Source organism: Hymenobacter sp. BT188 (assembly GCF_014333585.1).
In the GTDB taxonomy this organism is placed as follows: domain Bacteria; phylum Bacteroidota; class Bacteroidia; order Cytophagales; family Hymenobacteraceae; genus Hymenobacter.
In genome coordinates this window covers 954,549-979,790 of the sequence record NZ_JACSCW010000001.1, presented here as the reverse complement: position 1 = coordinate 979,790, position 25,242 = coordinate 954,549, and the positions used below count along the sequence as shown (strand labels likewise).

The following is a 25,242-nucleotide window of genomic DNA, read 5'->3' as shown; positions in this document are numbered from 1 at the left end:
CTGCCGGTACAAAGGTACGGAGCGCAGGTACGGGGTACCGCACAAAGGGTTGCGGCTGCTGCCGCCGGGCTGCCTACCTTTGTAGTATCCTTTTGTGCTTTCTATGACTTCTTTTTCCGACCTCGGCCTCGCGCCCTCGCTGCTCCAAGCCCTCGAAGAGCTGAATTTTACCGCTCCTACGCCCGTGCAGATGGAAGTAATTCCGATGGCCCTGGCCGGCCAGGATGTGGCGGGCCAGGCACCCACTGGCTCAGGCAAAACGGCCGCCTACGGTCTTTCCGTACTCCAGCACATCGATGTCACTCAGGATACCATGCAGATTCTGGTGCTGGTACCCGCCCGCGAGCTGGCTCTGCAGGTGCGCGACGCGCTTAAAAAACTAGGCAAATACATTCCCAACCTACGCGTAACAGCCTTTTATGGTGGTCACGCCATGCGCGAGGAAACAGCATCGTTGAAACAAACTCCTCACGTAATTGTGGCCACACCGGGCCGTCTGCTCGACCACCTGGAGCGACGCACAATTATTCCCAATCAACTTAAAACGCTGATTTTGGATGAAGCCGACAAGCTGCTGGAGCTAGGTTTTCAGGATGAGCTGGTCGAAATAATTAAGCGCCTGCCCCGCCGTCGGCAGACTATGCTGTTTTCGGCCACGATGTCGGATAAAGTGTTGAATCTGATTCGGGCCAACCTGACCCGGCCGCGGGTGGTAAACGCCGGCGAGGATACGGATGAGCTGCCCGAAAACCTGACGTTGCTGGGACAGGTAGGGCCTATTGAGAAAAAGCCCGCCGCCCTGCTGCACCTGCTGCATCAGCCCGAAACCGGCCGCGCCCTTATTTTCTGTAACACCCGCGACCGGTGCGTGGAGCTTTCCCGTTTCCTGGTTGGCCGGGGCGTGGCCGCCGAAGTATTACACGGCAAAATGCCCCAGCCCGAGCGCGACAAAGCCCTGATGAAGCTGCGCAACGGCTCAGCGCAGGCGCTAGTTGCCACCGATGTAGCCGCCCGCGGCCTCGACGTAACGGCCCTCGACACCGTCATCCAGTACGACGCCCCCGACAAGGCCGACTCTTTCCAGCACCGCGCTGGTCGTACGGCCCGCGCGGGGGCCGTCGGTACGGCTCACATTCTGGCCACGCCCCACGAGCAAAACCACGTACAGAAGTGGCCCGTAGCGGAAAGTATCAAGTGGAAAACCATGCATGCGCCGGCTTTGCCCCCCGCCGCACCTAAAGCCCCGCGCCCCGAAAACGTGACCCTACACGTATCTGCCGGCCGCAAGGACAAAGTCAGTGCCCACGACTTGGTAGGTACGTTTGTGGCGCATGGCGGCCTAGAGCGCGAAGCTATAGGCCACATCGAGGTATTCGACCACTACAGCTACGTGGCCGTACCGCGTCAGTTTGCTCAGGACGTAGCCCAGCGCGTAACGGGCGCTAAGGTGAAAGGCCGCAAGATTCGGGTGTCGGTGGTGCTGTAGCGCTCGGCGGCATATTAATTTTCCATTGAATGGCGCGCCAACTCCTTTTCATCTGTAGCCAAAACCGCTGGCGCAGTCTTACAGCCGAACGCCTGTTCGACGATCATGCACACTACGAAACGCGCTCAGCTGGTACTGAGCCGGGCGCAAGAGTGCGCGTCACGGCTGGACATTTGGGTTGGGCCGATGTGATTTTTGTGATGGAGCGCCGCCATGCTGACCGGCTGCGCGCCAAATTTGCCCCCCAGCTGGCCGGCAAACTCGTTATCTGCTTGCGCATCCCCGACGATTATCAGTTTCAGGATCCAGTGCTTCAGGTGTTGCTACGGAAGCGGCTGCAACCTTTCTTGCCGGAGCTTTAGGGCGACGCCTTCACCCTGTTTGGGCAGTGGCTGGAGGTAATTTGTAGTTAGATCAAAATCACAATTAAATGACCGCTACCGACTGGCTGACCGTTGCTCAACGCTTACAGGCGCTGGCCCAGGCGGGCCTGACTTATTCGCTAAGTACCTATGACACCGAGCGCTATGAGGAAATACAGGCGCTCAGTCTCCAAATGATGGCCAGCCTGACCAATGAGCCCATTGCAAAGCTGAATACCTTGTTTGCCAACGAGGCGGGCTACCCTACTCCCAAAGTGGACGTGCGGGCGGTGGTATTTCGAGGTACCGACGAAATCCTGATGATGCAGGAAAAGATAGACGATAACCGCTGGTCGCTGCCCGGCGGCTGGGCCGATGTAGGCTACACACCCTTCGAGGTCGCGGTAAAGGAAGCCTGGGAAGAAACAGGCCTTGAAACCCAAGCTGTACGCCTTTTGGCCCTCTTCGACAAAAAGCAACACCCGCACCCGCCGCAGCCCTGGTACGTATACAAAGCGTTCGTTCTCTGCGATATAGTAGGCGGCAGCTTGCAAGCGGACACCCCCGAAACGACAGGCGTACGCTGGGTCCACCGCACGGAGCTGCCCCACCTAGACTTATCCACCGATCGGGTTACGCTGTCTCAGTTGGAACAGATGCTGGACTTCGCCCAAAACCCCGATTTACCAGCCTTCTGCGACTAACGAGTAGGCATAGGTTAAGCAGTCTGAGGCTGTCTGCACGGTCTTTTTATGAGAGTCTATCCAAGAGTATGAATAAAAAAGCCCCCCAGCTCAGCTATTAACGCCATAAGTGCGTACACGAGGCCTGTTTATTGATTTGAACCCTCATGAGCTACGCTATTTTCCTGGCCATTATTGGCGGCCTGATCTTTCTCTTCTACCGCTACATCACCCGCGATTCGCGCGTGCGGACGGAGGCTTTGGCCGAAGAATTTCCTGTGGAGTGGCGGCGAATTCTGATGGAACGCGTGGCTTTCTATCTGTCGCTTACCAAAAACGAAAAGCAGCGGTTTGAGAAATCGGTACAGGTTTTCCTGGCCCAAACGCTCATCACTGGCGTTCAGACTGATGTAGATGATACGACGCGCGTATTGGTGGCAGCCTCTGCGATTATTCCGGTTTTTGGCTTCCCTGACTGGGAATATGGAAACCTAAGCGAAGTGCTTATTGTACCCGATGCTTGGCGCGAGGCCCGCGACCCAAACAAGGAAATGACGCCCCTACAAGGCCAGCTACTAGGCAGCGTCCGTAATTTCCAAACGTCTCATTACATGCATCTTTCCAAGTCCTCATTAGAGCAAGGCTTTAAGGATTCCTTGGACAAGCAAAACGTAGGTATCCATGAGTTCGCTCACCTGCTCGACCAGGCCGACGGCGTGATTGATGGCGTGCCATCCATGGCTTTGCCCCCCGAATTGCTTCAGCCCTGGGCCGAGGTGATGCAGCGCGAAATAGAGGCCATCCGCGACGGTAAGTCCGACATCAACTCTTACGCCGGCACCAACGAAGCCGAGTTTTTTGCGGTCGTGACGGAGTACTTTTTCGAGAAGCCCGAGAAGCTTCAGGAAAACCACCCGGAGCTTTATCAGCTGCTTAGCCGTGCGCTGCGCCAAAACCCCAAGAAGCGTTTTCTGCGTTCGGCTATCGACCCGCGCGAATGGCTTAAAACATTGCGGAGTCGGCGCAGGTTCGGCCGCAATTCTCCGTGTCCGTGCGGGAGTGGCAAGAAGTACAAGGACTGCCATTTACTACAGGAGCAGGCGGCAGCTTAAGCTTCTGCCTAGCGATAGGTATGACTTTGAATTAGGCAAAGTGAAGGTGCTGCTGGCACTTGTCGGCAAGTCGTTACTTTAGAGGACGAAACTCCACCTACCTCTTTCCCTATTTCAGCACTTATGAAAAAGACGTTCCTTACCGGAATGGCCGGCGTTGCCCTTGGCAGTGCGATATGGTCGTGTGCGCCCACCGCAAAAACGCCCCCCACAGCCAATACCACCACCGAAACACCCGCGGCAACGCAGCCGGCCGCACCCGACTGGCGCACTCAGGCCGATGCTTTCCTCCAGCAGTATTCCACTCAATACCAGCGCCTTTACACGCAGTCGGCGGAAGCGGAGTGGCGCTCGAATACCCACATCGTGCCCGGCGACACGACCAATGCCGCCGCCACGGCCCGCGCTAATCAGGCAATGGCCGCCTTCACTGGCAGCACCGAGAATATTACCCGTTTGCGGGAGCTTCTGGAACACCAGGCAGACCTGAGCGAATTGCAGGTCAAGCAGTTGAAAGCCGCCCTTTACAACGCCGCCAACTCGCCCCAAACTATTGCTGACGTTGTCACGCGCCGCATCAAGGCCGAAACGGCGCAGGTAGAAAAGCTTTACGGCTTCGACTATAAATATCAGGGTAAGTCGGTAACGACCAATGATATTGATGAGGTACTGCGCAAGGAGAAAAACCCGACCAAGCGCCAGGCAGCCTGGGAGGCCAGCAAAGCCATCGGCCCTACGCTCAAGGAAGGCTTGCTGAACTTGCGCGGTCTGCGCAACGAAACGGTCAAGGCCCTCGGCTACCCTGATTATTTCACCTACCAAGCCTCCGATTACGGTCTTACGCGGGAGGAGATGATGCAGCTGGTACGTCAGATTAACGACGAACTGCGGCCTCTGTACCGCGAGCTGCACACATACGCCCGCTATGAGCTAGCCAAGAAATACGGCCAGAAGCAGGTGCCCGACTACTTGCCCGCCCACTGGCTGCCCAACCGCTGGGGCCAGGACTGGAGCGCGATGGTGGACGTGAAAGGCCTGAATCTCGACGCCGTATTAGCCAAAAAGGGCGCGGAGTGGCAGGTAAAGCAAGCCGAGCGCTTCTACCAAAGCCTGGGCTTCGCCGCTTTGCCCTCCAGCTTCTACGAAAAGAGCAGCCTGTACCCATTGCCCGCTGGCGCCAACTACAAGAAGAACAACCACGCCTCGGCCTGGCACATGGACTTGGAGAATGACGTGCGCAGCCTGATGAGCGTGGAGCCCAACACGGAGTGGTATGAAACAACTCACCACGAGCTGGGCCACATCTACTATTACATGAGCTACACCAACCCCGAAGTGCCGGTGTTGCTGCGGAGCGGGGCCAATCGCGCCTACCACGAGGCCATGGGCAGCCTGATGGGTTTGGCGGCTACGCAAAAGCCCTTTCTGGTGGGTCTGGACTTGGTGCCGGCCTCGGCCAAAACCGATCAGACCCAAACTTTGCTTAAGGAAGCGCTGAATTACGTGACTTTCCTGCCGTTTGCTTCGGGGGTGATGAGCGAATGGGAAAACAGCTTTTATGCCGAGAATTTGCCCCCCGATCAGCTGAATGCGAAGTGGTGGGAGCTGGTGAAAAAGTATCAGGGCATTACACCGCCTACTACTCGCGGTGAAAACTTCCTCGACCCGGCCACAAAAACCCATATTAACGACGACCCGGCGCAGTATTACGATTACGCCCTCTCTTACGTCATCCTGTTTCAGCTCCACGACCACATCGCCAAGAAGATTCTGAAGCAAGATCCGCACGCCACCAACTACTACGGCAGTAAGGAAGTAGGCGCGTTTCTGAATGACATCATGCGCCCGGGTGCCAGCAAAGATTGGCGCACCGTGCTGAAGGAGAAAACTGACGAAGATTTATCCGCCCGCGCCATGGTCGATTATTTTCAGCCGCTGATGGCGTATCTGAAGGAACAGAATAAAGGGCGTAAGTACACGATGTAGCACCGCGATACCGCCTCTGACCACCTGCTTGAAAGGATGTTGCAAAAAAGCCCCCCGGAATAACTCTGGGGGGCTTTTTTGTCTAAGCATTCCTCCGTTTCATTAGCTAGGTCCAACTATTATTCGCTGCTATTTGCCCTGTTGCAATGTTGGGAAGCAAGCCCCTTCATGGCAACTTTTGTCATGTGAGCGCTCAGGTATTTAGGCCCAAATATTTACTTAACCATGATATAAACAATTGTTAATTATATATGTATATTGTTTAACTTTTCAACTCCAAAACCTAAACAAAATGTACACAACTTCACTGTTCGGGCTGGTAGACATTCGGGTTGATGACCCGATTGCATTTACTTTCTTTACAGGCTACATGGCTATGCTGGCCGCCTCTGTTTTTTTCTTCGCGGAGCGCGGGAGCGTAGAAGGTAAATGGAAGCTTTCGCTGCTCGTTTCCGGGCTCATTACGGGCATTGCTGCCATCCACTATTACTACATGCGGGACTATTACCTGGCAACGGGTAAAACGCCCACGGCCCTGCGCTACATCGACTGGACGCTTACGGTGCCGTTGATGTGCGTGGAGTTCTACCTGCTGACGAAAGCGGCGGGGGCTCGCATTAGCTTGCTGTGGAAGCTTGTCGCAGCCTCCGTTTTTATGCTGGTAACGGGGTATATCGGCGAGGCCTTCACGGATGGCACTACGGGGCATTCGGTGTTGTGGGGGTCTCTGTCAACGTTGGGATACGTATACATCCTGTATACTGCCTGGTTTGGGGAAGTGGCGCAGTTGGCCAGCAAAACCGGGGACGTGATTGTTATTAAAGGCATCCGAGCGCTGGCCTGGTTTGTATTGGTGGGGTGGGCTATCTATCCTATTGGCTACATGTGCATGCCGGGAGGCTGGCTAAACACGGGCTTAGGGTGGCAGGCGGCCAACGTTGACTTGTTTTATAACATCGCCGATGCCATCAACAAAATCGGGTTTGGCCTAGTGGTGTATGGCATCGCCGCGTCTGGTAAGAGCGCAGCAGCCGTGCGTGAGCTAGCTCCCACCGCTTAGCCGCTGGCTTCAACGCTGGCAACAGCCACGCTTGGCAAAAGCGCCATGCTAAACGCCCAGCGTTGTAGTGAATCACCTGCGACTGTTAAAACCTTATTTCCACTTCTACCAATGCTTTGCAGAAGGTGGAAGTAAGGTTTTAACAAGTTGGAGGTGCTTACTTTCTGGCACCCACGATGTGAATACGCATACAGAAATCTTAGTACGAAAGAGTATGTCACTGCCTGATTCAGTCACTTTGCCTTTGGGGAGCAGCGCGGTACCGCGCCGCGCTTCCTACCTGATTGTGCTAGCGACGGTGGCCACGTGGCTGCTGATACCCAGCCTGGCGCTCTGGCTGCTGACGCCCCTACTGCTGGTTGGAGCGCTGTTGTTGGGCGTCGCCCACGGCGCCTGCGACCAATTCGTGATGCCTGCTACACATCCCGCACTGTCGCAAAGCCAGCTACGCTACTGGGCGTGCTTTTTAGTTGGCTATCTGGGGCTGGCCGCGCTAGTTGGCCTTTTATGGTGGTGGCAGCCGGCAGCAACGGTGGGCCTTTTCTTTGGACTGACCGCTTGGCACTGGGGCTCAGCGGATGCCCCAATCCTGGCCGCCCACCCACGCTACTGGATAGCACACAGCCTCTTGCGGGGTGGTTTACTATTTGCGGTGCCGCTACTATACTGGGCGGACGAAACGCGCGAAATTATAAACGGCTTACTGAGTCTTGGGGGCGCCAGCCCTGTCAGCGCGACTGCCATTTTTCAACTCTCATTAGTGCTGGGCACTCTCGTGGCGGGCGGGCACCTGTTGCTTTGGGCCAGCTACTTCCGCTATGGCCACCACGCAACGGCTCGCATGGATATGCTGGAAGCAGGTCTGCTCATTGCCTTGCTCGTGGTGCTTCCTCCCCTTCTGTCAGCGGGGGTGTACTTCGTGTTTTGGCATAGCTTGCACCATGTACTGCGGATGAACCAGCTCATGGGCCGCCATTTGCTCAGCCGCCGGTTACTTTTGGGACCTGAGCTAGGCTTTTTTCTTAGGCGCTCAGCGCCCTTGTTAGCCCTCAGCCTAACCGGGCTGGCAATACTTTACGGAATAGCATGGTGGCAAGCGGCTACCGAATCTGTCTTAGTGAGCCTGGCGCTACTCGTGGCTTCAATCGTGACCCTGCCGCACGCACTACTTGTAACCCTGGGTATGGACACCGTACGCTGGCGCTCTACTATAATTCAGCGCAAACGGCAGACAAGCTTGAGATATTAACTTATCAAGCGCTTATAAAGAGCCAATCTGGTTCCTCAATAATGGGACGCGAATACACATCTTCACGTGGCCTGTTCACGAAGCCGTACTAAGGCTAAGTAACCGGCCACGCCAAGGGCCACCACGGCTGTAACTCCGAACGTAAGGCTTGGTCCGCCCCCCTGCCACAGCAAGCCAGCACCGACGCTGGCGCCCAGCGCAGCTAGGCTGCTGAGACCGGAGAAGGTACCCAGAGCGGCCCCGGCATCGGTTTTGCGGCAGAGGTTGCTTACCCAGGCTTTGCCCACCCCTTCCGTGGCAGCGGCATACACACCATAAAGGCCAAACATGGCGGCGAAGGCCCAGGTGGATTGCGCTACCGCTACACCGCCGTACACCAGGGCAAAGACCAGAAGCCCAGCTACCAACAGCCGGCGCGGCCCCAGCTTATCGGCGAGGTGACCGAGAGGCCAGGCGCTGAGCACGTACACCGCGTTGTACCAGATATAAAGGCCCACTACCGTGGCATCGGAGAGGCCGCGTTGTCGGGCGAGCAACAGCAGAAAGGCATCAGAGCTGTTAAATAAGGCGAAGAGTACCAGCGCACCTACCACTTGCCGATACGCGGGCGAGGCTACCCGCCAATAGCTAAATGAGGCCCAAAACGGCTGAACCGGACGGTTTGAGGGCACGGTTTGCCGCTCCTTAAGCAAAAAGGCAATACCGATGGCCAGCAGACCAGGCAAAAAAGCAATCAGGAATAAGGGGCGAAACTCGCCGGGCCGTGCGGCCAGCCATAGAAGGGCCACAGTAGGACCAAAAACGGCCCCCAGCGTATCCATTGACCGATGAAATCCGAAAACCTTGCCTTTGTTGTCGGGTGTGGTTTCGTCGGACAAGAGGGCGTCGCGGGCTCCGGTGCGTAGGCCTTTGCCCAATCGGTCGAGGGTGCGGGCGAACAGTACCCACACTGGCGTGGCTAATATTGCCAGCATGGGCTTGGAGAGGGCACTCAGCCCGTAGCCCCACTGCACAAACGGCACCCGCCGGCCCAGTCGATCAGACCATTGCCCGAAATAGCCTTTGCTAAGGCCCGCCGTGGCTTCGGCCACCCCTTCGAGCAACCCAATAAAAAACACCGAAAACCCTATTGACTGCAGATAAAGCGGCATAATCGGGTAAAGCATCTCGCTGGCCAGATCGGTGAAGAGGCTGATAAGCGAGAGCAGCCAGACGGCGCGGGTGATATACGGGAAACGGCCCATCAGCGCATACATTTTTGGCGCCAAATGAGCCGCAAAATGCCCCCCAGAAAGGCACACCGCAAGCAACCAGAGGCTAAAGCATTAAATATAAGCCGGATTCACCCTCGACTGACAACTGACCAGCAAAATCTGCCAGCGGCCAAAAAAAAGATTAACAGATAGTCTGCACTTTGCAGTGTGGTGCGGCTTGCTTTATGTCCCGAATGGATATAAATCTGGCGGCTGGTTGCCTTTCACGGGGTGTTCAGCGGGTGCAATGCCCCAGCCTAGCGCTTTCGGACGTGAAACTTGATGAGGCGGACTGTCTGGAGGTAGTTAAGTAGTTTTCAAAACCCATCACCAGCAAGCACAAAAGCACCGTAGCTGCGAATAATCATCTATTGGAGCATGGTACTTTCATGACGTTCTATGGAGAAAATACCCTGTCAAATCAAGGATTGTTACTTTTATCGAGGTCGCAATGTTGCTGTGGCGCTTGTAAAACGCAGGTTTTCTAAACTTCAACAGTTCAGTGGAAGGCGGTTTATTTGCAGTTTTAAGCGCACAAAAAAGCCGAGCTAGAATGTAGCCCGGCTTACGGTTTCAAGTCTGTTAACTTTAGTAATTCGCCTCGTTTGCGGGCAAATCAATCAGGATAAACTGCGCGTCCTTCTCAGCCCGAATCTCCACCACGTGCTCATCGGTCAGGCGGGCCTGGTCGCTGGGGCCGATTTCGGAGCCATTGACGTAGATAGTGCCCTGCCGCACATAAATAAAGGTATTGCGAATGGGAAAGGTCTTGAAAGTAATAGTTTTTTCGGCGTTCAGATTAGCCCAATACACAGTCGAGTTGGAGTTCATGTACACCACATCTTCCAGCACTTTCTGCCCCGATACCAACGGAATCAGCTCATTTTTGCTATCCAGAAAGTCAACATCCTTCTGCTCATAGCTGGGGCTCAGGCCTTTCTGATTCGGGATAAACCAAAGCTGATAAATCCGCAACTCTTCGTCCGTTTCGTTGCGCTCCCCGTGCGCCAAGCCGGTGCCGGCCGTCATGCGCTGCACTTCGCCCTTCTTAATTACGGCGCGGTTGCCCATCGTATCCTCGTGGGTTACTTCACCGTCCAGCACCAGGGTGATAATTTCCATATCGGAATGCGGGTGCTGCGGAAAGCCAGAGTTGGGCGCGATAGTATCATCGTTGAACACGCGCAAAGGACCAAACTGCATATTATCCTTGTCGTGATAATCAGCGAAGGAGAACAGGAAGTAACTGCTGAGCCACTGCACGGGTGCGGCGTGGTGGCGCTGGGTAGCGGGGATATACTTAAGCATAGGGCTTGTTGGATTGATGGCCAATGCTTAGCAATACGCGAGCAAGTGGTTGTAAGTTAGCGCCCCAGCTTCTGGTAGCTGCTGGGAGGCTTTTTTATTCATAAAAGCCTCCCAGCAGCTACCAGAAGCATTAATCAAGAGTAAGCAACTTATCCCTTTCTTAGAGGTATGAAAACCATAGCTGACATTGTGTTATTAGGTGACCCGCGGCTTTATGAGCATTGCGCTCCGGTAGTGGAGGAAGAATTACCTCTAGTAGCCGGTTGGGTAGCTGACCTGCACGCGGTTATGGAAGACATCCGGGCTACTTACCACTTTGGCCGTGGCATTGCCGCGCCGCAGATTGGGGTGATGAAGCGCCTCGTGTACCTGCACCTCGACGGACAGCCCCGAGTGCTTCTGAATCCAGAGCTAGTAGACTTGAGTTCTGCCACGTTTGAGCTGTGGGACGACTGCATGAGCTTTCCCAACCTGCTGGTGCGCGTACAACGCCACCAGCAGGTGACGGTGCGCTACCGCGATGAATACTGGCAGCCCCAAACCTGGACCGTGCAGGATGGCATCTCCGAGTTGCTCCAGCATGAATGCGACCACCTCGACGGCATTCTCTGCACTATGCGCGCTATCGATCCGCAGTCATTCCGCTGGCGCCCCACTCCTGCTTAGAATTTTGCCTCCCACAGCTACTGAGTTAATAATACTTAAGATTCAGCAACGAAAAAGGCCCGAACCAACTTGGTTCGGGCCTTTTTGTAACTAAGTGTTCAGTTGAACTTACGCTTTCTTCAACGTCGTCATCTGCTGCTGTAGGTCCAGCACAATGCTGGCCAGGCGGTTTAGCGAGAGGTCGGCAATGGGGAACGTGCTGCTGATGTAGGCTTTGGCCTCCCAAATTTCGAGCACATCTTCCACATCAATCTCATAAGGGGAGTACACGGGGTTATCGGAGTGCAAAGTCAGCATAGCACCCTGCTTGAGACGGTTGAATACGCGCTTAAACACAATGCCTTCCTTATTGCTCACCACTACGCAGGGCGTACCGTCTTTCAGCGTTAGCCAGTCGTCTACGTAGCGGCCCACGATAACGGTACCCGAAGCAATCGGCAGCATAGAGTCGCCTTCGATCTCAAAGGCGCGGTACGTACCACCCGAGCCCAGCATAGGCAGACGGAACTTCGGCAGCTCCTCAATGAACTCAGCATCAGCGTAGCCATTAAGATAACCGGCGCTGGCCTTCAACGGCACCAGCTCGATGTTCTCGTTTTGGTCTTTATCGACGGTAAGCGCCAGTACGCGCAGACGGTCGGCGGGGCGGGGCGGCTCAGGCGTTTGCAGAGAAGGCTCCAGGTGGCGCAGAGCTGCCTTAGCCACGCTCTTTTTGCTAAAGTCGGTAGTGACAAGCGCGTCCAGCGTAATGCCGAACAAGCGCGCCATGTTCACCAGGGTCGTGAGCTTAGGTTCGGCGCGGCCTTCTTCGTAGGCACCTACCAATGAACGTTTTATGCTTAGCTTCTCGGCCATTTGCGCCTGGGTGAGGCCCAGCTCACGGCGCCAGAATTTTAAGTTCGTGTTGATCATCGCTAAAAAGAGTCGGGAAAGGCTTCGACATCAAAACATTACCGGCTCGTGAAATTAGCAACAAGCAAGCAGCTTTACTAATTCAATTAGCTATTATTTTTTGATAAATGGTATGTCTGCTAACATAGTAAGCGGGGCCAGATCAGCCATTTTATTTCTACGTTCACTCAGAGATATTAGCAGGCATAAAAAGCGCCAAGAACCACTCTGGGGAGCTTTTTCAGACTTTATCCTTCTCCACGCAACCGCTTCTGATAATGCACGGCCAGGCGCAGCTTAAAATAGTCGTGCTTCTCGCGCAGGTGGTCAAACAGGTCACGCAGCAGCGGCTCGCCGCCGAGCTGGTCGCGGGCGGTCTGGATTTCGGCAAATTCATCCATCGTCAGAAACTCCTCCAGCCGAATCTGGTAGCCCTTGGCATAGAGGGTCTCGATGTGGGCGCGCACGGTGCCCCTGCTCAGGTTGCGCTGCTCGGCAATGGCTTCCACGCTTAACCCCACGCGGTGCAGCTGAAACGTTGTTTCGTGAGTATCACCGACTTCCCGCTTGCGCGGGACGGGCGTGGGGGGCATTTCTTCCAGGCCCTCCGGAATATCCGCGTACGTTGTATTGCTAGCATCGGGCGCCCCGCCGCCCCGGTGCTCCAGAATTTCTTTGATGAAGGCCTCGCCGTAGGTTTCGAACTTCTTCATGCCTACGCCCGAAATAGCCAGCATGGCCACCCGTGAAACGGGCTTCTCGGCGGCCATTTCCTCCAGCGTCGCATCCGTAAATACCACGTAGGGCGGCACGTTCTGCTCATCGGCAATGCGCTTGCGCAGCTGCCGCAGACGCTCGTAGAGCTTGGCCGTCGCATCGGCAGGCTTCGTGGCGGTCTGGGCGGCTTTACGACTGGCGCGAGTGGTCTTTTCGGCTTTTTCAGCGGGCTTAAATTGCTTGAGCGGCAATTGGCGCTGGCCTTGCAGCACTTCCTTGCCCAGCTCTGTGATTTTCAGCGCGTAGCCTTCCTCATAAGCAATGTAGAGCAGGCCGTCATTGAGCATTTGATGCACGTAGCTGTACCAGTCCAGATAAGGTAAATCGGCACCGGCACCATATGTCTTTATCTGGTCGTAACCGCCGCTGAGCACCGCCTGGTTGCGCATGCCGCGCAGCACGTCGATGAGCAGACCGATGCTGGCCCGCTCCCGCATCCTGACCACCGCCGACAACGCTTTTTGAGCGATAAGCGTGCCGTCGAAGGTTGTGGGCGGGTTGCGGCAGATGTCGCAGTTGCCGCAGTCGGTGGCCAGGGTTTCGCCGAAATAGTTGAGCAGAATCTTGCGGCGGCAGCTGGCTGCTTCCGCAAACTGCTGCATGCGCTCTAGCTTGGTCAGGTTAAGCTGGGTAAGGTTCGGATTGTCCTTGGTGAGCATTTCCCGCAAGCTCATCACGTCGCTGAAGCTGTAGAAAAGCACCGCGGTAGCATCCGTACCGTCGCGGCCAGCGCGGCCTATTTCCTGGTAGTAGCCCTCAATGTTTTTGGGCAGATTGTAGTGAATCACCCAGCGCACATTGCTCTTATCAATGCCCATACCGAAGGCAATGGTGGCGATAATCACCTGCAAATCGTCCTTCAAAAAGCCTTCCTGCACCGCCGAACGCTGGTTGGGCGTCATGCCGGCGTGGTAGTGGCCGGCGCGGTATCCTTTGGCAATGAGCTTCTGCGAGAGGGTTTCACACTGCTTGCGCGAGAGGCAATAAATAATGCCCGGCTGGTCGGGATGGCGGTCCAGGAACTCCAAAATACCCCCCACGCGGTCTTGGCCGGGCCGCACAATGAGGTTGAGATTGGGCCTATCGAAGCTGGCCGTGAATACCTGGGGCTCACTCAGGCGCAGCTGCTGCTGAATATCGCGCTGGGTGAGACGGTCGGCGGTAGCGGTAAGTGCAATGATAGGCACCTGCGGAAACTGCTCGCGCAGTAGACGCAACTGGGTATACTCGGGCCGGAAATCGTGGCCCCAGGACGAGATACAGTGCGCCTCGTCGATGGCAAACATGCTGATCTTAAGGCGCTGTAAGAATTGCAGGAAGCCCGGCGAGAGCAGCTTCTCGGGGCTCACATACAGCAGCTTGAGGTAACCACTCATGCAGGCCGCTCCGATGTTATTCTGCTCACTCTGCCCGATGCTGCTGTTGATGCCTGCCGCCGCAATGCCGTTGGCCTTGAGCGCTTCCACCTGGTCTTTCATTAACGCAATCAGCGGCGACACCACCACGCACACCCCTTCACTTACTACGGCCGGCACCTGAAAGCAAACCGACTTGCCGCCCCCCGTAGGCATGAGCACTACCGTATCGCGCCCGCTTAGAATAGAAGAGATAATCTCTTCTTGCATAGGGCGAAACGAATCATAGCCGTAGTACTGCTTTAAGGCTTGTCGAGCAGATTCTAAGGTCGGCGAATAGGTCTGGGGGGCAAATAACATTCGGTAAAAATACGCTAGCTAAGCGGTAGTTGAAAGGTAAAAAGCCGGATAAAGCACCACAGGTAGCGCGTCGTGATACCTGCGCTTTCGGGCCAGCAAGGGAAGTAAGTGTTCCAACAATCGGAGGCTTAGGCAAAGTGCCGCTTCTTCCTACAAGAGCAGGAGGAATTAGCTGGGGGGCATTTTCCGCTTGCCAAAACCAAATTGTATACACCTGAATCACAATTCTATATTACCTCATTCAGAATAGATGCCGTAGACATATAGATATTACTCAATCATCTAAAACATATTAAATATGAACCAGTCACGCACCTACGCCACCCAAAACCAGAACGCCCAACAAGTTCTCGACGCCCTTAACCGTTGCATTGCCGCCTGTGAGATGTGCGCCGATGCTTGCCTGAGCGAGGAACACGTTCAAATGATGGTACCCTGTATTCGCCTCGACCGCGACTGCGCCGATATCTGCCACCTCACCGCCGCCTTCATTGCCCGAGGCTCTGATCATGCCCAGCACGTGCTGCGCGAGTGCATCGAAATCTGCCAGAAGTGCGCCGATGAGTGCGGTAAACATGATCATGACCATTGCCAGAAGTGTGCTGCGGCCTGCAAAGCCTGCGTGGAGGCCTGCCGGAGCTACCAGCAGTAATTTTATAGTGTTGTCATTCTAACGCAGGAAGGACCTTAGCAAGCTAGAACGAGTCGTTGTCACGATAATCGTTTTAGCTTGCTAAGGTCCTTCCTGCGTCAGGATGATAAGAGAACCTAACTATCGCATTAGCTCCAATACCATAGCAGTTTTGGCTGGCACCTGCACTGTTGTTACACTACTTAAAGTCGCATTGGTAAGCACATTACGGGCCTTGGTAAATCCGCTCATACGTTCTGAAAAGCGGGCCGTGGGCATGGTAATGGGCTTATCAGTGGCGTTAGTGGCAACCATTACTGTGCCCTTGTCGTCGTAGCGGAAGTATACGTAGAGGCCATCCTGGGGCAGATACTGCATGAGTTTGCCGGAGTGCAGCACGGGGTGGTCGCGGCGGTAGGTAGCCAGGGCGCGCACGAATTGGAAGGCTTCATTTTCCTTGGCCGTGCGGCCAGCGGCCGTGAATTTATCCTGCTTATCGCCGGGCCAGCCGCCGGGAAAATCCTTGCGTACTTCTGCGTCGGTGGGGTTTTTAAGGTTCTTCATCAGGATCTCAGTGCCATAGTACATGCTGGGTATTCCGCGGGTAGTAAGCAGCCAAGTCAGGCCCAATTTATACTTGTCGTAATCTTCGCCTACCACCGACAGAAACCGGTCGTGGTCATGGTTGTCGAGGAAGGTCACAAACTTGGTTGGGTCCTTATAGATTGCGTCTTGGGCCAGCGCTTCGTACATACGCTGGGGGCTACCATCGTGCTTTAGTCCTTCCACCATGGCGCCTTCCAACACAAAGTCAAGCGCGCCTGGTTGGTTCGACTTGAACTTGAAATCGATGTTGTTGCGCACGTAGTATGCCTGATCGACCACGTTATTTACCGATGACTCTCCGAAGATGTGAATGCGAGGGTATTCGGCGAGCAGAGCTGCGTTGCAGCGGTTCATAAACGGCTGGTCATTATACATATACGTATCAATGCGCCAGGCATCCACCCCGAAGTTTTCTACTGACCAGATAGCGTGCTGAATCAGGAAGTTGGCTACGTAAGGGTTTTCCTGGTTCAAATCGGGTAGGAAGGGCACAAACCAGCCATCGAGCGTTACTTTCCGGTCAATCTGGGAAGAATACGGGTCGGTGATGGGCTGCTGACGGTAGGAAGTGTTGGTGTAGCTCGGCCACTGGTGGAGCCAGCTTTTCATCGGCAGGTCTTGGATAAACCAATGGGTGTTGCCAATATGGTTATATACAGCATCTTGCACCACTTTCATGCCGGCCGCGTGGGCCTTATTCACAAATTCTTTGTAGGCAGAATTGCCCCCCAGGCGGCGGTCCACATTGTAATGGTCGGTGAAGCCGTAGCCATGATAAGAGGCACGCATGGTGCCACCCTCATTGGTCAGGGGCTGGTTGTTTTCGATGACGGGCGTAAACCACACCGCCGTGACACCCAGATCTTTGAGATACGGCAGGCGCTGCGCAGCACCCGCAAGATCGCCACCGTGACGTAGGAACCCGTTGCTCCGGTCGTGGTTGGGGTCGCGCATGTCGGCGAACTTGTCGTTGCTCGGGTCGCCGTTGGCGAAGCGGTCGGGCATAGCCAGGTAAATAAAGTCCGCCTGCGTTACGCCCTGGCCTTTCGGCGAATTGTCGCGGGCCTTCAGTTCCCAGGTCTGCGTAACGGTCTGGGAGCCTTTTTTGCCGACGATCTGCACTGTTCCGGGCTTAGCGTTACCCGCAATAGTCAGATCCAGAAACGCGTAATTCGGGTTCTCAACGGTGTTGGTTTTCACCAGCTTCACGCCCGGATGGGTTATCGTGTAGGTCAAAGTACCAGCATTGGGGCCGTACACAAGCAACTGTAGTTTCGGCTCCTTCATGCCCACCCACCAGTTGGTGGGGTTCACGCGTTGGATAGCCGGTGTTTGCGCCGCTGCCCACATCGGTAGTAGCAGCACCAGCAAGAGCAAGTTTAAATAGATTTTTTTCATGTTTGACGGTGGGATTTAAGCGGGAGTGATCAAAGTGAAATGTGCTAAATAACAATGTCAATTTAAAATAGTAGACCGTCATGCAGAGCGGAGCGAAACATCTCGCGTGCAGTCGTGAGAGTAGTGTAACTCAACCAAACATGCGAGATGCTTCGCTTCGCTCTGCATGACGTTTTTAAATCCCTTTGTATAATTACTCCGGGCGAGCCACGCGGCGGGAACCCTGGTACAGCTCATACTTCAGCAAACGGCAGTCGATGGGGCCGTTGAATAGTGGGACGCGGCGGGAGGCTTTCAGGCCCACGCGCTTGGCTGCATCCAGATTGCCGGTGAAGATATAGGCGTCGTAGCCTTGGAAGTTCGATTTGAGCGTGTCGCCTATCATCTTGTAGAGCTCGGCCATTTGCTCCTCTTCTCCTATTCGCTCCCCGTAGGGCGGATTCATTATCACGAGGCCGGGGTCGCCTTTGGGCGCTTTGGCTTCGCGCATGTCGCGCACGGCCAGCCGTATATAGTCTTCCAGGCCAGCGGCTTCTACGTTCTGGCGGGCCAGTTCCAAAAACTCGGACGAAATATCGGAGCCGCCGATGTAGGCTTGCGGCTCCTCAATCTGGGCATTGCGGGCATCGAGCTGCACCGATTCCCAGAGGGCAAGGTCGAAGTCGGGCCAGTTTTCGAAGCCGAACTTACCCTGATGGTATAGGCCGGGCGCGATGCGCTGGGCAATAAGTGCCGCTTCGGTCAGGATGGTGCCCGAGCCGCACATAGGGTCAATGAGCGTCTTTTTGCCATCCCAGCCCGTGAGCAACAACAAGCCAGCCGCCAGCACCTCATTGAGCGGGGCCGCGTTGGTTTGCTGCCGGTACCCGCGCCGGTGTAGCGACTCGCCCGAGGCGTCGAGCGACAAGGTTACCTCGTTATCCAGCATGTGCAGATGCAGCCGAATATCAGGCTTGTTCACGTCTACGCTGGGCCGCGAACCGGTCCGGTCGCGAAACTGGTCCACAATGGCGTCTTTGGTCAACTGGGCCACAAACAGGGAGTGCTCGAACGTGGATTTGTTCACCACGGCCGTAATGGCAAAGGTTTGATCAGGCTGGATGTAGCGGCTCCAATCGACGCGGCCGACTTCGCGGTACAGCGCTTTTTCGTCGGGGGCGTAAAAGGCGGCGAAGGGCTTAAGAATGCGCATGGCCGTGCGGCACCACAGATTCGCTTCGTAGAGCAGCTGCTTGTTGCCCATAAACTCGATGGCGCGGCTGTGCACCTGCTCAATTTTGGCCCCTAGCTGCTCCAACTCCTGGGTCAGCACATCTTCGAGGCCAAACTGCGTGGTAGCCGTCATGAAAAAGGGTTCGTCGCGGCGGTTTTCGGCCATGGGGGGCTTTTTTTAGGTGGTGAAGGGCAAAGGTCGGGAAAAGCGCCGTCAGAACGACAACTCCCCTCCTCCGACGAGGAAGGGAGTTGTCGTTCTGACCACTTGCCATTATTCCCACAAGCTTCGCCCACTATTTCTATCTTTAAGGCCCACAACTTTCCCCTTCCTGCCCGCAATGGCTGCTCCTACTACTTCCTCCTCTCCCGCTGCCACCGGCGCGGCCGACACTACCCGCAACTTCGTCGTGCCCATGATGGCCATGACGGCCCTATTTTTTCTCTTCGGGGCCGTCACCAATTTCAACGACGTGCTCATGCCCTATCTCAAGGACGTGTGCCAGCTCACGGATTTGCAGTCGTCGTTAGTGCAATCGGCCTTTTTTGGGGCTTATTTTCTGATGTCGCTGCCAGCCGGCTTTGTGCTCAAGCGTCTGGGTTATAAGAATGGGATTGTGCTGGGTTTGCTGGTGATGGCCTGCGGGGCGCTGCTGTTTGTGCCGGCGGCCAATTCGCGCACGTTTGCGCTGTTCCTCACCGCTTTAGGACTACTAGGAGCTGGTATCACGTTGCTGCAAGTGGCGGCTAACCCGTACGTTTCGGTACTGGGGCCAGCGCGCAATGCGGCGGCGCGAGTGAGCATTGTAGGGGTAGCCAACAACTTCGGGGGCGCCTTGTCACCGCTGGTTGGCGGGTTGATTTTGTTTGGTGGCTCAGTGGCGCTCAAAGCTCAGTTGGCCGCTCTGCCAGTCGCTCAACGTCTTGATCAGGAGGCTCAATTGGTAAAAGGCCCTTACCTGGGTCTGGCCGCTTTTCTGGTAGTACTAGCTGGCGTTTTCTTCTTGTTAAAACTACCTGAAATCGAAAGCCTGCCCGCCGAAGACGCGGCGCAAAGCGCTGACGGACAAGCAACCACCCGCACCAGTGCACTAAGCTTTCCGCACTTGGTGCTGGGCGTTGTGGCTATCTTTGTGTACGTGGGTGTGGAAGTTGGTTTGGGCTCGTTTCTGATTCGCTACGGCGAGTCGCAGGGCATCCAGCAATTGAGCGATTTCACCCAAAGCCTAGTGCAGGGGCTGAATGTTGCTACTAATTATGCCTTGGTATTTTTTGGGAAAGAGCCTGCTCCTATCGACACTTCGGGGGGCTTTACGAAAGCCGTGGGCGCCGTCCTAGTGTCTTCTTACTGGTTTGGCTCGTTGGTGGGGCGGCTGGTGGGAATTCCACTGCTACTGCGCTTCAACAACCGTGGCATGCTGATAGCTGTGTGTGCGGCGGGCGTGGCATTGGTAGTTGCTTCTATCCTAACCACTGGCGAAGCCGCTTTGTGGTTGATCGTACTCTGCGGACTTTGCAACTCCATCATGTGGCCAGTCGTTTTCCCCTTGGCAATCAAAGGATTAGGCCAATTCACCAAGCAAGGCTCGTCTTACCTTATCATGGCTATCGTGGGCGGGGCTATAATTCCGCCCCTGATGGGATGGCTCGCTACCGACGGTGGCGGATTGCGCGTTGCCTTCGTCGTGCCTGCGCTCTGCTACGCGTATCTGCTGTACTACGCTGTAAGCGGCTACCGGGTGCGGTAGTTATTTGGGGGCGTAAATCGCTGCTGGGGGGCTTTTTTCGCGGCCGCGGCGCTACTTTTACCGCAGCATTACCTTTTTGCTTTCCCTATGTCTTCGGCCTCTCTTCTCGAACACGACGTTTCACTCCGCCCTTACAATACCTTCGGCATCGACGTCAAGGCGCGCTTGTTTGCCCGCTTTCGTAGTGTAGACGAGTTGCGCGCTTTGCTGGCTTTGCCGGAAGTACAGCAGGCCGAAAAACTTATTCTCGGTGGCGGCAGCAACCTGCTCTTCACGCAAGATTTCGGCGGTGTAGTACTTAAAAATGAGATAGCGGGCCTCGAAGTTATTGCCCAGGACGACGACGCGGATACCGCGCTGGTGCGCGCAGGCGCCGGCGAATCGTGGCATGGCATGGTGCAGTACGCCTTGCAGCAGAACCTAAGTGGCATCGAAAATCTGTCTCTAATTCCAGGGACGGTGGGCGCGGCGCCCTTGCAGAATATTGGCGCGTACGGGGCGGAATTACAGGATACTTTTGACCACCTTGAAGCCTTGGAAATCAGCACCGGCCGCCTGCGCACGTTTACGCGCGAGGAATGCGGCTTCGGCTACCGCGAAAGCGTGTTTAAAGGCCCGCTCAAAAACCAGTTTATCGTGACCAGCGTGGTGCTGCGGCTGCAACGTCAGCACCGGCTCAATATCAGCTACGGCGCCCTGCGCACTACCCTCGCCGATATGGGCATCGAATCTGACCCCACACCCCAGGACGTGAGCGAGGCCGTAATCCGCATTCGCCGCAGCAAGCTTCCCGACCCTGCCCAAATCGGTAATGCCGGCAGCTTTTTTAAAAACCCAGAAATCTCCCAGCACCGCTTCGACGAGCTGAAAGCCCACTACCCCGACCTGCCCGGCTACCCCGTTCCCGGCGGCGTAAAAGTGCCCGCCGCCTGGCTGATCGAGCAGTGCGGCTGGAAAGGCCGCCGATTTGGCCCCCACGGCGTGCACGAGAATCAAGCATTGGTACTGGTGAACCACGGCGGCGCTCAGGGGGCAAATATCCGGGATCTGGCCCACGAGATTATTGCTTCGGTGCGAGAAAAGTTCGGCGTGGAGCTACACCCGGAAGTAAATATTATGTAAGGTCGTTTTGCTGTAAAAAGCCCCCTGGTTTAAACCAAGGGGCTTTTTTATGTTGAGTAAAAATCTAAAAGCAAAAAGGCGGTCATGCAGAGCGGCGCGAAGCATCTCGCACGCGGTAGTCAGATTACTAATCCAGCATCAGCACGCGAGATGCTTCACTGCGTTCTGCATGACCGCCTAATGAGACAGGATTGACTATACACACACAGCTATAATTCCGGCTACTTCAGCACCGCCACCGTGGCCCCATCGCCGCCGCGTTCGGCGTGCTCGTCGGCTACGCTGGCCACGGAGCGCACGGAGCGCAGGTAGTCGCGGGTTATCTGGCGCAGGACGCCGTTGCCGCGGCCGTGCACAAACTTGATTTCGGGAATGCCGAGCATCACCGCGTCGTCCACGAAGGCCATTACTTTTTGCAGGGCATCTTCGGCCCGCTCGCCGCGCAGGTCGAGGTTGGGACTGAAGTTGGCCATGCGGCCGGTCATGTCCATGCCGGAGCTCTGGGGGGCATTTCGCTCGGCTTTCTTCTCCCGCTCCTTGATTTCGGCGCGACCCAGCTTTTCGAGCTGCGAGATCTTGACGATGGTTTTCATACCGCCAAAGGATACCTCCGCCGTCTTGCCTTTCACACTCATGATTTCGCCGTAGCCATCCTGCCCGATAAGGGCCACTTTGTCGCCGGACTTGAGAGTGGCGGCGTCGGCGGTTTCGCGGGTCGCGCGGGCTTTGAGCGGCTCGATTTGCAGCTCCTTTTTCACGTAGTCGTCCAGCTTCTGGCGCGCCTGCTTAGTTTGCTCCTTGTCGGCTTGCGCGGTGCGGATTTCTTGTATAGTAGCCTCAATTTGCTGGTTCGTATCCTTGAGCAGCAGCTTGGCTTTGGCTTTCGCGTCACGCAATACATCGAGGCGAGTTTCCTCCAGGTGGCGCTTGAGATCCTGGTATTCCTGAGCAGCTTTTTTGAGGCGGCGCTCTTGCTTTTCCGCTTCGGCAGAGCGCTGTTCGAGGTCGGCTTTTTCCTTTTCCAGACCTTCCAGCAAACGATCGTAGCGGATTTTGTCCTTGCCTACGAGTTGGGTAGCCCGCTCTACGAGTTGGGCCGGCAAACCAATCTTGCGGGCAATTTCAATAGCAAATGAAGAACCTGGCTTGCCAATTTCCAGCCGATATAGCGGCTGCAAACGCTCCGGATCGTAGCGCATGGCGCCGTTCACGATGCCCGGCGAGCGCTCGGCGTAGTTCTTTAGGTTAGTGTAGTGAGTAGTAATCACGCCGTAGCTGCGGGCCCGGTTGAGCTGATCAAGTACGGCTTCGGCAATGGCGCCGCCCAGAGCGGGCTCGGTGCCGGTACCAAACTCGTCGATGAGCACCAAGCTTTTCTTGCCCGCAAACAGCAGAAACTGCTTCATGTTCAGCAGGTGCGACGAGTAGGTACTCAAGTCATTATCAAGACTTTGCTCGTCGCCGATATCCAGGAAAATATCCTCAAATACACCCGCTTCAGAGCCGTCGCCGGCCGGGATGAGCAGGCCGCATTGCAGCATGTACTGCACCAGACCCACGGTCTTCATGGCCACGGATTTGCCCCCCGCGTTCGGTCCCGAAATCAGCAGGATGCGCTGCTCAGGATGAAGTTCAATGTTTAGCGGCACCACCTCGCGGCGTGTTTCCTTAGGCTGCTCCCGAAATGTGAGGTACAGCAGCGGATGGCGCACCTTCTGCCACTTAATTAGCGGGCGCGGGTGCAAGGTTGGCAAAGACGCTTCCAGACGACTAGCCAGCAAGGCTTTAGCCCGAATAAAATCTAGCAAGCCCAGGTACTGATACGCTTTGCGTAAGTCTGGGATGTGGGGCCGGAGCTGATCAGTGAGTTGAGTGAGAATACGGATAAGCTCGCGCTGGTAGGCGTTTTCGAGGTCTTTGATATCATTATTCAACTCAAAAACGGCTTCCGGCTCAATGAACACCGTCTGGCCCGAGGCCGACTCATCATGAATCAAGCCTTTGACGCGGCGCTTGTGCTCGGCAATAACGGGTAGCACCAAACGCCCCCCACGGATTGTAGGCTCGGCGTCGCCGGGTATCCAGCCTTCGGTTTTGGCGTGGCGCAGAATGCCGGCAATCTGTTTGCGCAGCTGGCCCTGGCGGGCAATCAGCTCCTGCTTGAGCTGCATCAGTAGCGGCGAAGCGTTGTCGCGCACCTGGCCTTCGTCGTCCACCACTTTATCCAGCGCCAGCAGCAAGTTGCGGTCTACTTGTACGCCAATACCCAACAAGCGCAAAGTCGGATACAGCGTTTCTTCGGCGTGGGTGAAGAAAGTAAGGGCCTGTCGAATCGTGCGCAGGCTCATCTTGACGGCAAAAAAGGCCGTCACCTCTAGGTAGGCGCCGGGTATGCTGGCGCGCACCAGGTGCGGGTGCACATCGTGGTAGTGCTGGCTGGGGAAGTCGGCGCCCGACTGGAGCAGGACGCGGAACTCGTCGGTTTGGAGCAGCAGCTTCTGAAGCTGGTCGTGCTTGGTCTGGAACTGCATCTTAGCGACAAAATGTCGGCCCAGGGCGCTCAAACACAAGGAATCCAGCATGTCACGCAACTGCGAGAAACCTATTTTATGTTCGAAATTGGAAGGTAAAAGCAAAGAAAATTCAGCGGCTGCTGTCTATAAGGTAAGAGTAGGTTGCGAAGATAAACATCAGCGGACGGCAGAAAGATTCGTCCAATGAATTATAGAGATTGAAATGCAAGCTGCTATTCTAACTACCTACTCATACTGTGCGCTTTAAATGGCAAGGAGCAAAACACAAAAAAGCCCCCCAGGAGTGTACTGGGGGGCTTTTTATAAAACGTAACCTGCAGTCGTGGCTCACTTCTTTTGCTCGTTCACCGACCAGTCGTAAGTCATATAATTCAGGGTTGCGTCGGGGTTGATTTTCTGGGTTGCGTAGCGGTTGATAGTCTTTTGAATGGTGTTATCATCCTTCGCGAAATCCTTGGGGTAGAAATTGAAGATGCTTGAGACCTCGGGCTTGTCGGCGGGGGTAAGCTTATTCTTGGTGGGGTCGTTGATGAAGGTAGTAGCTTGCTCCTCAAGCTGTTCGTTGAGGCGGGCAGCTACGTAGGCTTCGTTGCGCAGCTTGGGGCACGACATGGCGGCGCACACCAGCGCAAAATGAATACGCGGCTCATCAAATTTCTTGCGGATGATGCGCTGCTCAATGTCGTTGAGGGTGTGCTTGTCGTCGCCAAGGCGAATAAAGGGCTGATCCCAAACAGTATTCACCAGCGTTTTGTCGCCCCCCAAATCCCGAATGCTCTTGAGCGGATAGGCCCGAATGACGCGCTGAATCGTGAATGCATTATAGGCATTCAGCCAGTACGCCAGGCGCTCCGGCTCGCTCCAGTTGTTGTTGGGCAAGTTGTCGCTGAGTGCCGTCAGATAAGTATTAAGTGTAGCGCTATCAGCTTGAAAGCCAGTGTAGTCAACCATACCCTGCTCATTTACGTGCTTTTTCAGCAACGCGTCCCACGGCTCGTGGCTCACCGGGCGGCTGTCTTTGGAAGTAGGATTGAGCGGGGTAAAGTAGCGCACATAAGCGCAGCCACTTTGGCAAGCTGAGGTGAATAGAAGGAGACCGAATACGGCCGCGCGAAAGAGGATTCTCATGTAAGGAGGAATGAAAACAAGACAGATTCAAGGTTGGGCAAGATTTACGCAAAATGCCCCTCTGTTGGGTTGAGGGGTGCAAAGTAATCGACAAATTCAAGGAAACAGCGAATTGAGTACGGCTGGGCTAAGCAAAACGTAGGTCCTCACTCACTACACTTCTCCTTCATTGTTTCTCGGCTGGTTTATACAGAAATGCATAGTGCCCAACAACAATATAGCTCTACCGTAAGTCGATGGGTGTGGCACACAGTTTCCTCCTAGTCAATCCATTCGTGTTAAAACTGCGTATTTCGCCCATCTGTCGCTTTTCAA

The 25,242-nt window shown here is 55.4% G+C and carries 19 protein-coding genes; 11 read left to right on the top strand and 8 right to left on the bottom strand.

Annotated features, from left to right (window positions below; genetic code table 11):
- Positions 1–103: 103 nt before the first annotated feature.
- The 7 genes from H8B13_RS03890 (at position 104) to H8B13_RS03860 (ending at position 7,938) form a co-directional block, all read left to right on the top strand.
- Positions 104–1,486 carry a DEAD/DEAH box helicase gene (locus H8B13_RS03890; RefSeq protein WP_187309488.1) on the top strand — a complete coding sequence of 461 codons (1,383 nt, stop codon included), beginning with the start codon at positions 104–106 and terminating at the stop codon, positions 1,484–1,486.
- Between the two features lie 29 nt (positions 1,487–1,515).
- Entirely contained in the window at positions 1,516–1,848 is a 333-nt protein-coding gene (locus tag H8B13_RS03885) for a low molecular weight protein tyrosine phosphatase family protein (protein ID WP_187309487.1), read from the top strand.
- A 68-nt stretch (positions 1,849–1,916) separates the two neighbouring features.
- Positions 1,917–2,552, top strand: a complete 636-nt coding sequence (locus tag H8B13_RS03880) for an NUDIX hydrolase (protein ID WP_187309486.1) — start codon at positions 1,917–1,919, stop codon at positions 2,550–2,552.
- Positions 2,553–2,698: 146 nt separating this feature from the next.
- On the top strand, positions 2,699–3,643 hold the full coding sequence (locus H8B13_RS03875) for a zinc-dependent peptidase (protein ID WP_187309485.1): 945 nt from the start codon (positions 2,699–2,701) through the stop codon (positions 3,641–3,643).
- 123 nt (positions 3,644–3,766) lie between these two features.
- Positions 3,767–5,629, top strand: coding sequence for a M2 family metallopeptidase (locus tag H8B13_RS03870; RefSeq protein ID WP_187309484.1), 1,863 nt, complete (start codon positions 3,767–3,769; stop codon positions 5,627–5,629).
- A 292-nt stretch (positions 5,630–5,921) separates the two neighbouring features.
- Positions 5,922–6,689 (top strand): bacteriorhodopsin, encoded by a 768-nt coding sequence (locus H8B13_RS03865; RefSeq protein WP_187309483.1) that lies wholly within the window; start codon positions 5,922–5,924, stop codon positions 6,687–6,689.
- Between the two features lie 214 nt (positions 6,690–6,903).
- The gene (locus H8B13_RS03860; RefSeq protein WP_187309482.1) at positions 6,904–7,938 is read left to right on the top strand and encodes a Brp/Blh family beta-carotene 15,15'-dioxygenase; all 1,035 of its coding nucleotides are present in this window, start codon (positions 6,904–6,906) and stop codon (positions 7,936–7,938) included.
- Between the two features lie 62 nt (positions 7,939–8,000).
- Here H8B13_RS03860 and H8B13_RS03855 read toward each other — a convergent pair whose 3' ends face one another.
- Both H8B13_RS03855 and H8B13_RS03850 read right to left on the bottom strand, forming a co-directional pair.
- Positions 8,001–9,194 (bottom strand): MFS transporter, encoded by a 1,194-nt coding sequence (locus tag H8B13_RS03855; RefSeq protein ID WP_261990215.1) that lies wholly within the window; start codon positions 9,192–9,194, stop codon positions 8,001–8,003.
- 585 nt (positions 9,195–9,779) lie between these two features.
- Positions 9,780–10,499, bottom strand: coding sequence for a pirin family protein (locus H8B13_RS03850; protein WP_187309481.1), 720 nt, complete (start codon positions 10,497–10,499; stop codon positions 9,780–9,782).
- 168 nt (positions 10,500–10,667) lie between these two features.
- On the opposite strand from H8B13_RS03850, the gene H8B13_RS03845 reads away from it, so the two are divergent.
- Positions 10,668–11,165 (top strand): peptide deformylase, encoded by a 498-nt coding sequence (locus tag H8B13_RS03845; protein ID WP_187309480.1) that lies wholly within the window; start codon positions 10,668–10,670, stop codon positions 11,163–11,165.
- Between the two features lie 108 nt (positions 11,166–11,273).
- Here H8B13_RS03845 and H8B13_RS03840 read toward each other — a convergent pair whose 3' ends face one another.
- Together H8B13_RS03840 and recQ are read right to left on the bottom strand one after the other, a co-directional pair.
- Positions 11,274–12,077 (bottom strand): LexA family transcriptional regulator, encoded by an 804-nt coding sequence (locus tag H8B13_RS03840; protein ID WP_187309479.1) that lies wholly within the window; start codon positions 12,075–12,077, stop codon positions 11,274–11,276.
- Positions 12,078–12,304: 227 nt separating this feature from the next.
- Positions 12,305–14,548: a DNA helicase RecQ gene (gene recQ, locus H8B13_RS03835; RefSeq protein WP_187309478.1), complete on the bottom strand. Its 2,244-nt coding sequence runs from the start codon at positions 14,546–14,548 to the stop codon at positions 12,305–12,307.
- A gap of 298 nt (positions 14,549–14,846) precedes the next feature.
- On the opposite strand from recQ, the gene H8B13_RS03830 reads away from it, so the two are divergent.
- The gene (locus H8B13_RS03830; RefSeq protein ID WP_187309477.1) at positions 14,847–15,200 is read left to right on the top strand and encodes a four-helix bundle copper-binding protein; all 354 of its coding nucleotides are present in this window, start codon (positions 14,847–14,849) and stop codon (positions 15,198–15,200) included.
- Between the two features lie 120 nt (positions 15,201–15,320).
- On the opposite strand, the gene H8B13_RS03825 is transcribed toward H8B13_RS03830, so the two are convergent.
- Both H8B13_RS03825 and H8B13_RS03820 read right to left on the bottom strand, forming a co-directional pair.
- The gene (locus H8B13_RS03825) at positions 15,321–17,183 is read right to left on the bottom strand and encodes an alpha-amylase family glycosyl hydrolase (protein WP_187309476.1); all 1,863 of its coding nucleotides are present in this window, start codon (positions 17,181–17,183) and stop codon (positions 15,321–15,323) included.
- Positions 17,184–17,376: 193 nt separating this feature from the next.
- Complete coding sequence (locus H8B13_RS03820) at positions 17,377–18,561, bottom strand: class I SAM-dependent RNA methyltransferase (protein WP_187309475.1); 1,185 nt, start codon at positions 18,559–18,561, stop codon at positions 17,377–17,379.
- Between the two features lie 175 nt (positions 18,562–18,736).
- Between H8B13_RS03820 and H8B13_RS03815 the strand changes: the two genes are divergently transcribed.
- Positions 18,737–20,143 (top strand): sugar MFS transporter, encoded by a 1,407-nt coding sequence (locus H8B13_RS03815; protein ID WP_187309474.1) that lies wholly within the window; start codon positions 18,737–18,739, stop codon positions 20,141–20,143.
- Between the two features lie 87 nt (positions 20,144–20,230).
- Positions 20,231–21,265, top strand: coding sequence for a UDP-N-acetylmuramate dehydrogenase (gene murB, locus H8B13_RS03810; RefSeq protein ID WP_187309473.1), 1,035 nt, complete (start codon positions 20,231–20,233; stop codon positions 21,263–21,265).
- A 221-nt stretch (positions 21,266–21,486) separates the two neighbouring features.
- Here murB and H8B13_RS03805 read toward each other — a convergent pair whose 3' ends face one another.
- Both H8B13_RS03805 and H8B13_RS03800 read right to left on the bottom strand, forming a co-directional pair.
- Positions 21,487–23,901 carry an endonuclease MutS2 gene (locus tag H8B13_RS03805; RefSeq protein WP_187309472.1) on the bottom strand — a complete coding sequence of 805 codons (2,415 nt, stop codon included), beginning with the start codon at positions 23,899–23,901 and terminating at the stop codon, positions 21,487–21,489.
- Between the two features lie 225 nt (positions 23,902–24,126).
- The gene (locus H8B13_RS03800; protein WP_187309471.1) at positions 24,127–24,927 is read right to left on the bottom strand and encodes a DUF547 domain-containing protein; all 801 of its coding nucleotides are present in this window, start codon (positions 24,925–24,927) and stop codon (positions 24,127–24,129) included.
- Between the last annotated feature and the right edge of the window lie 315 nt (positions 24,928–25,242).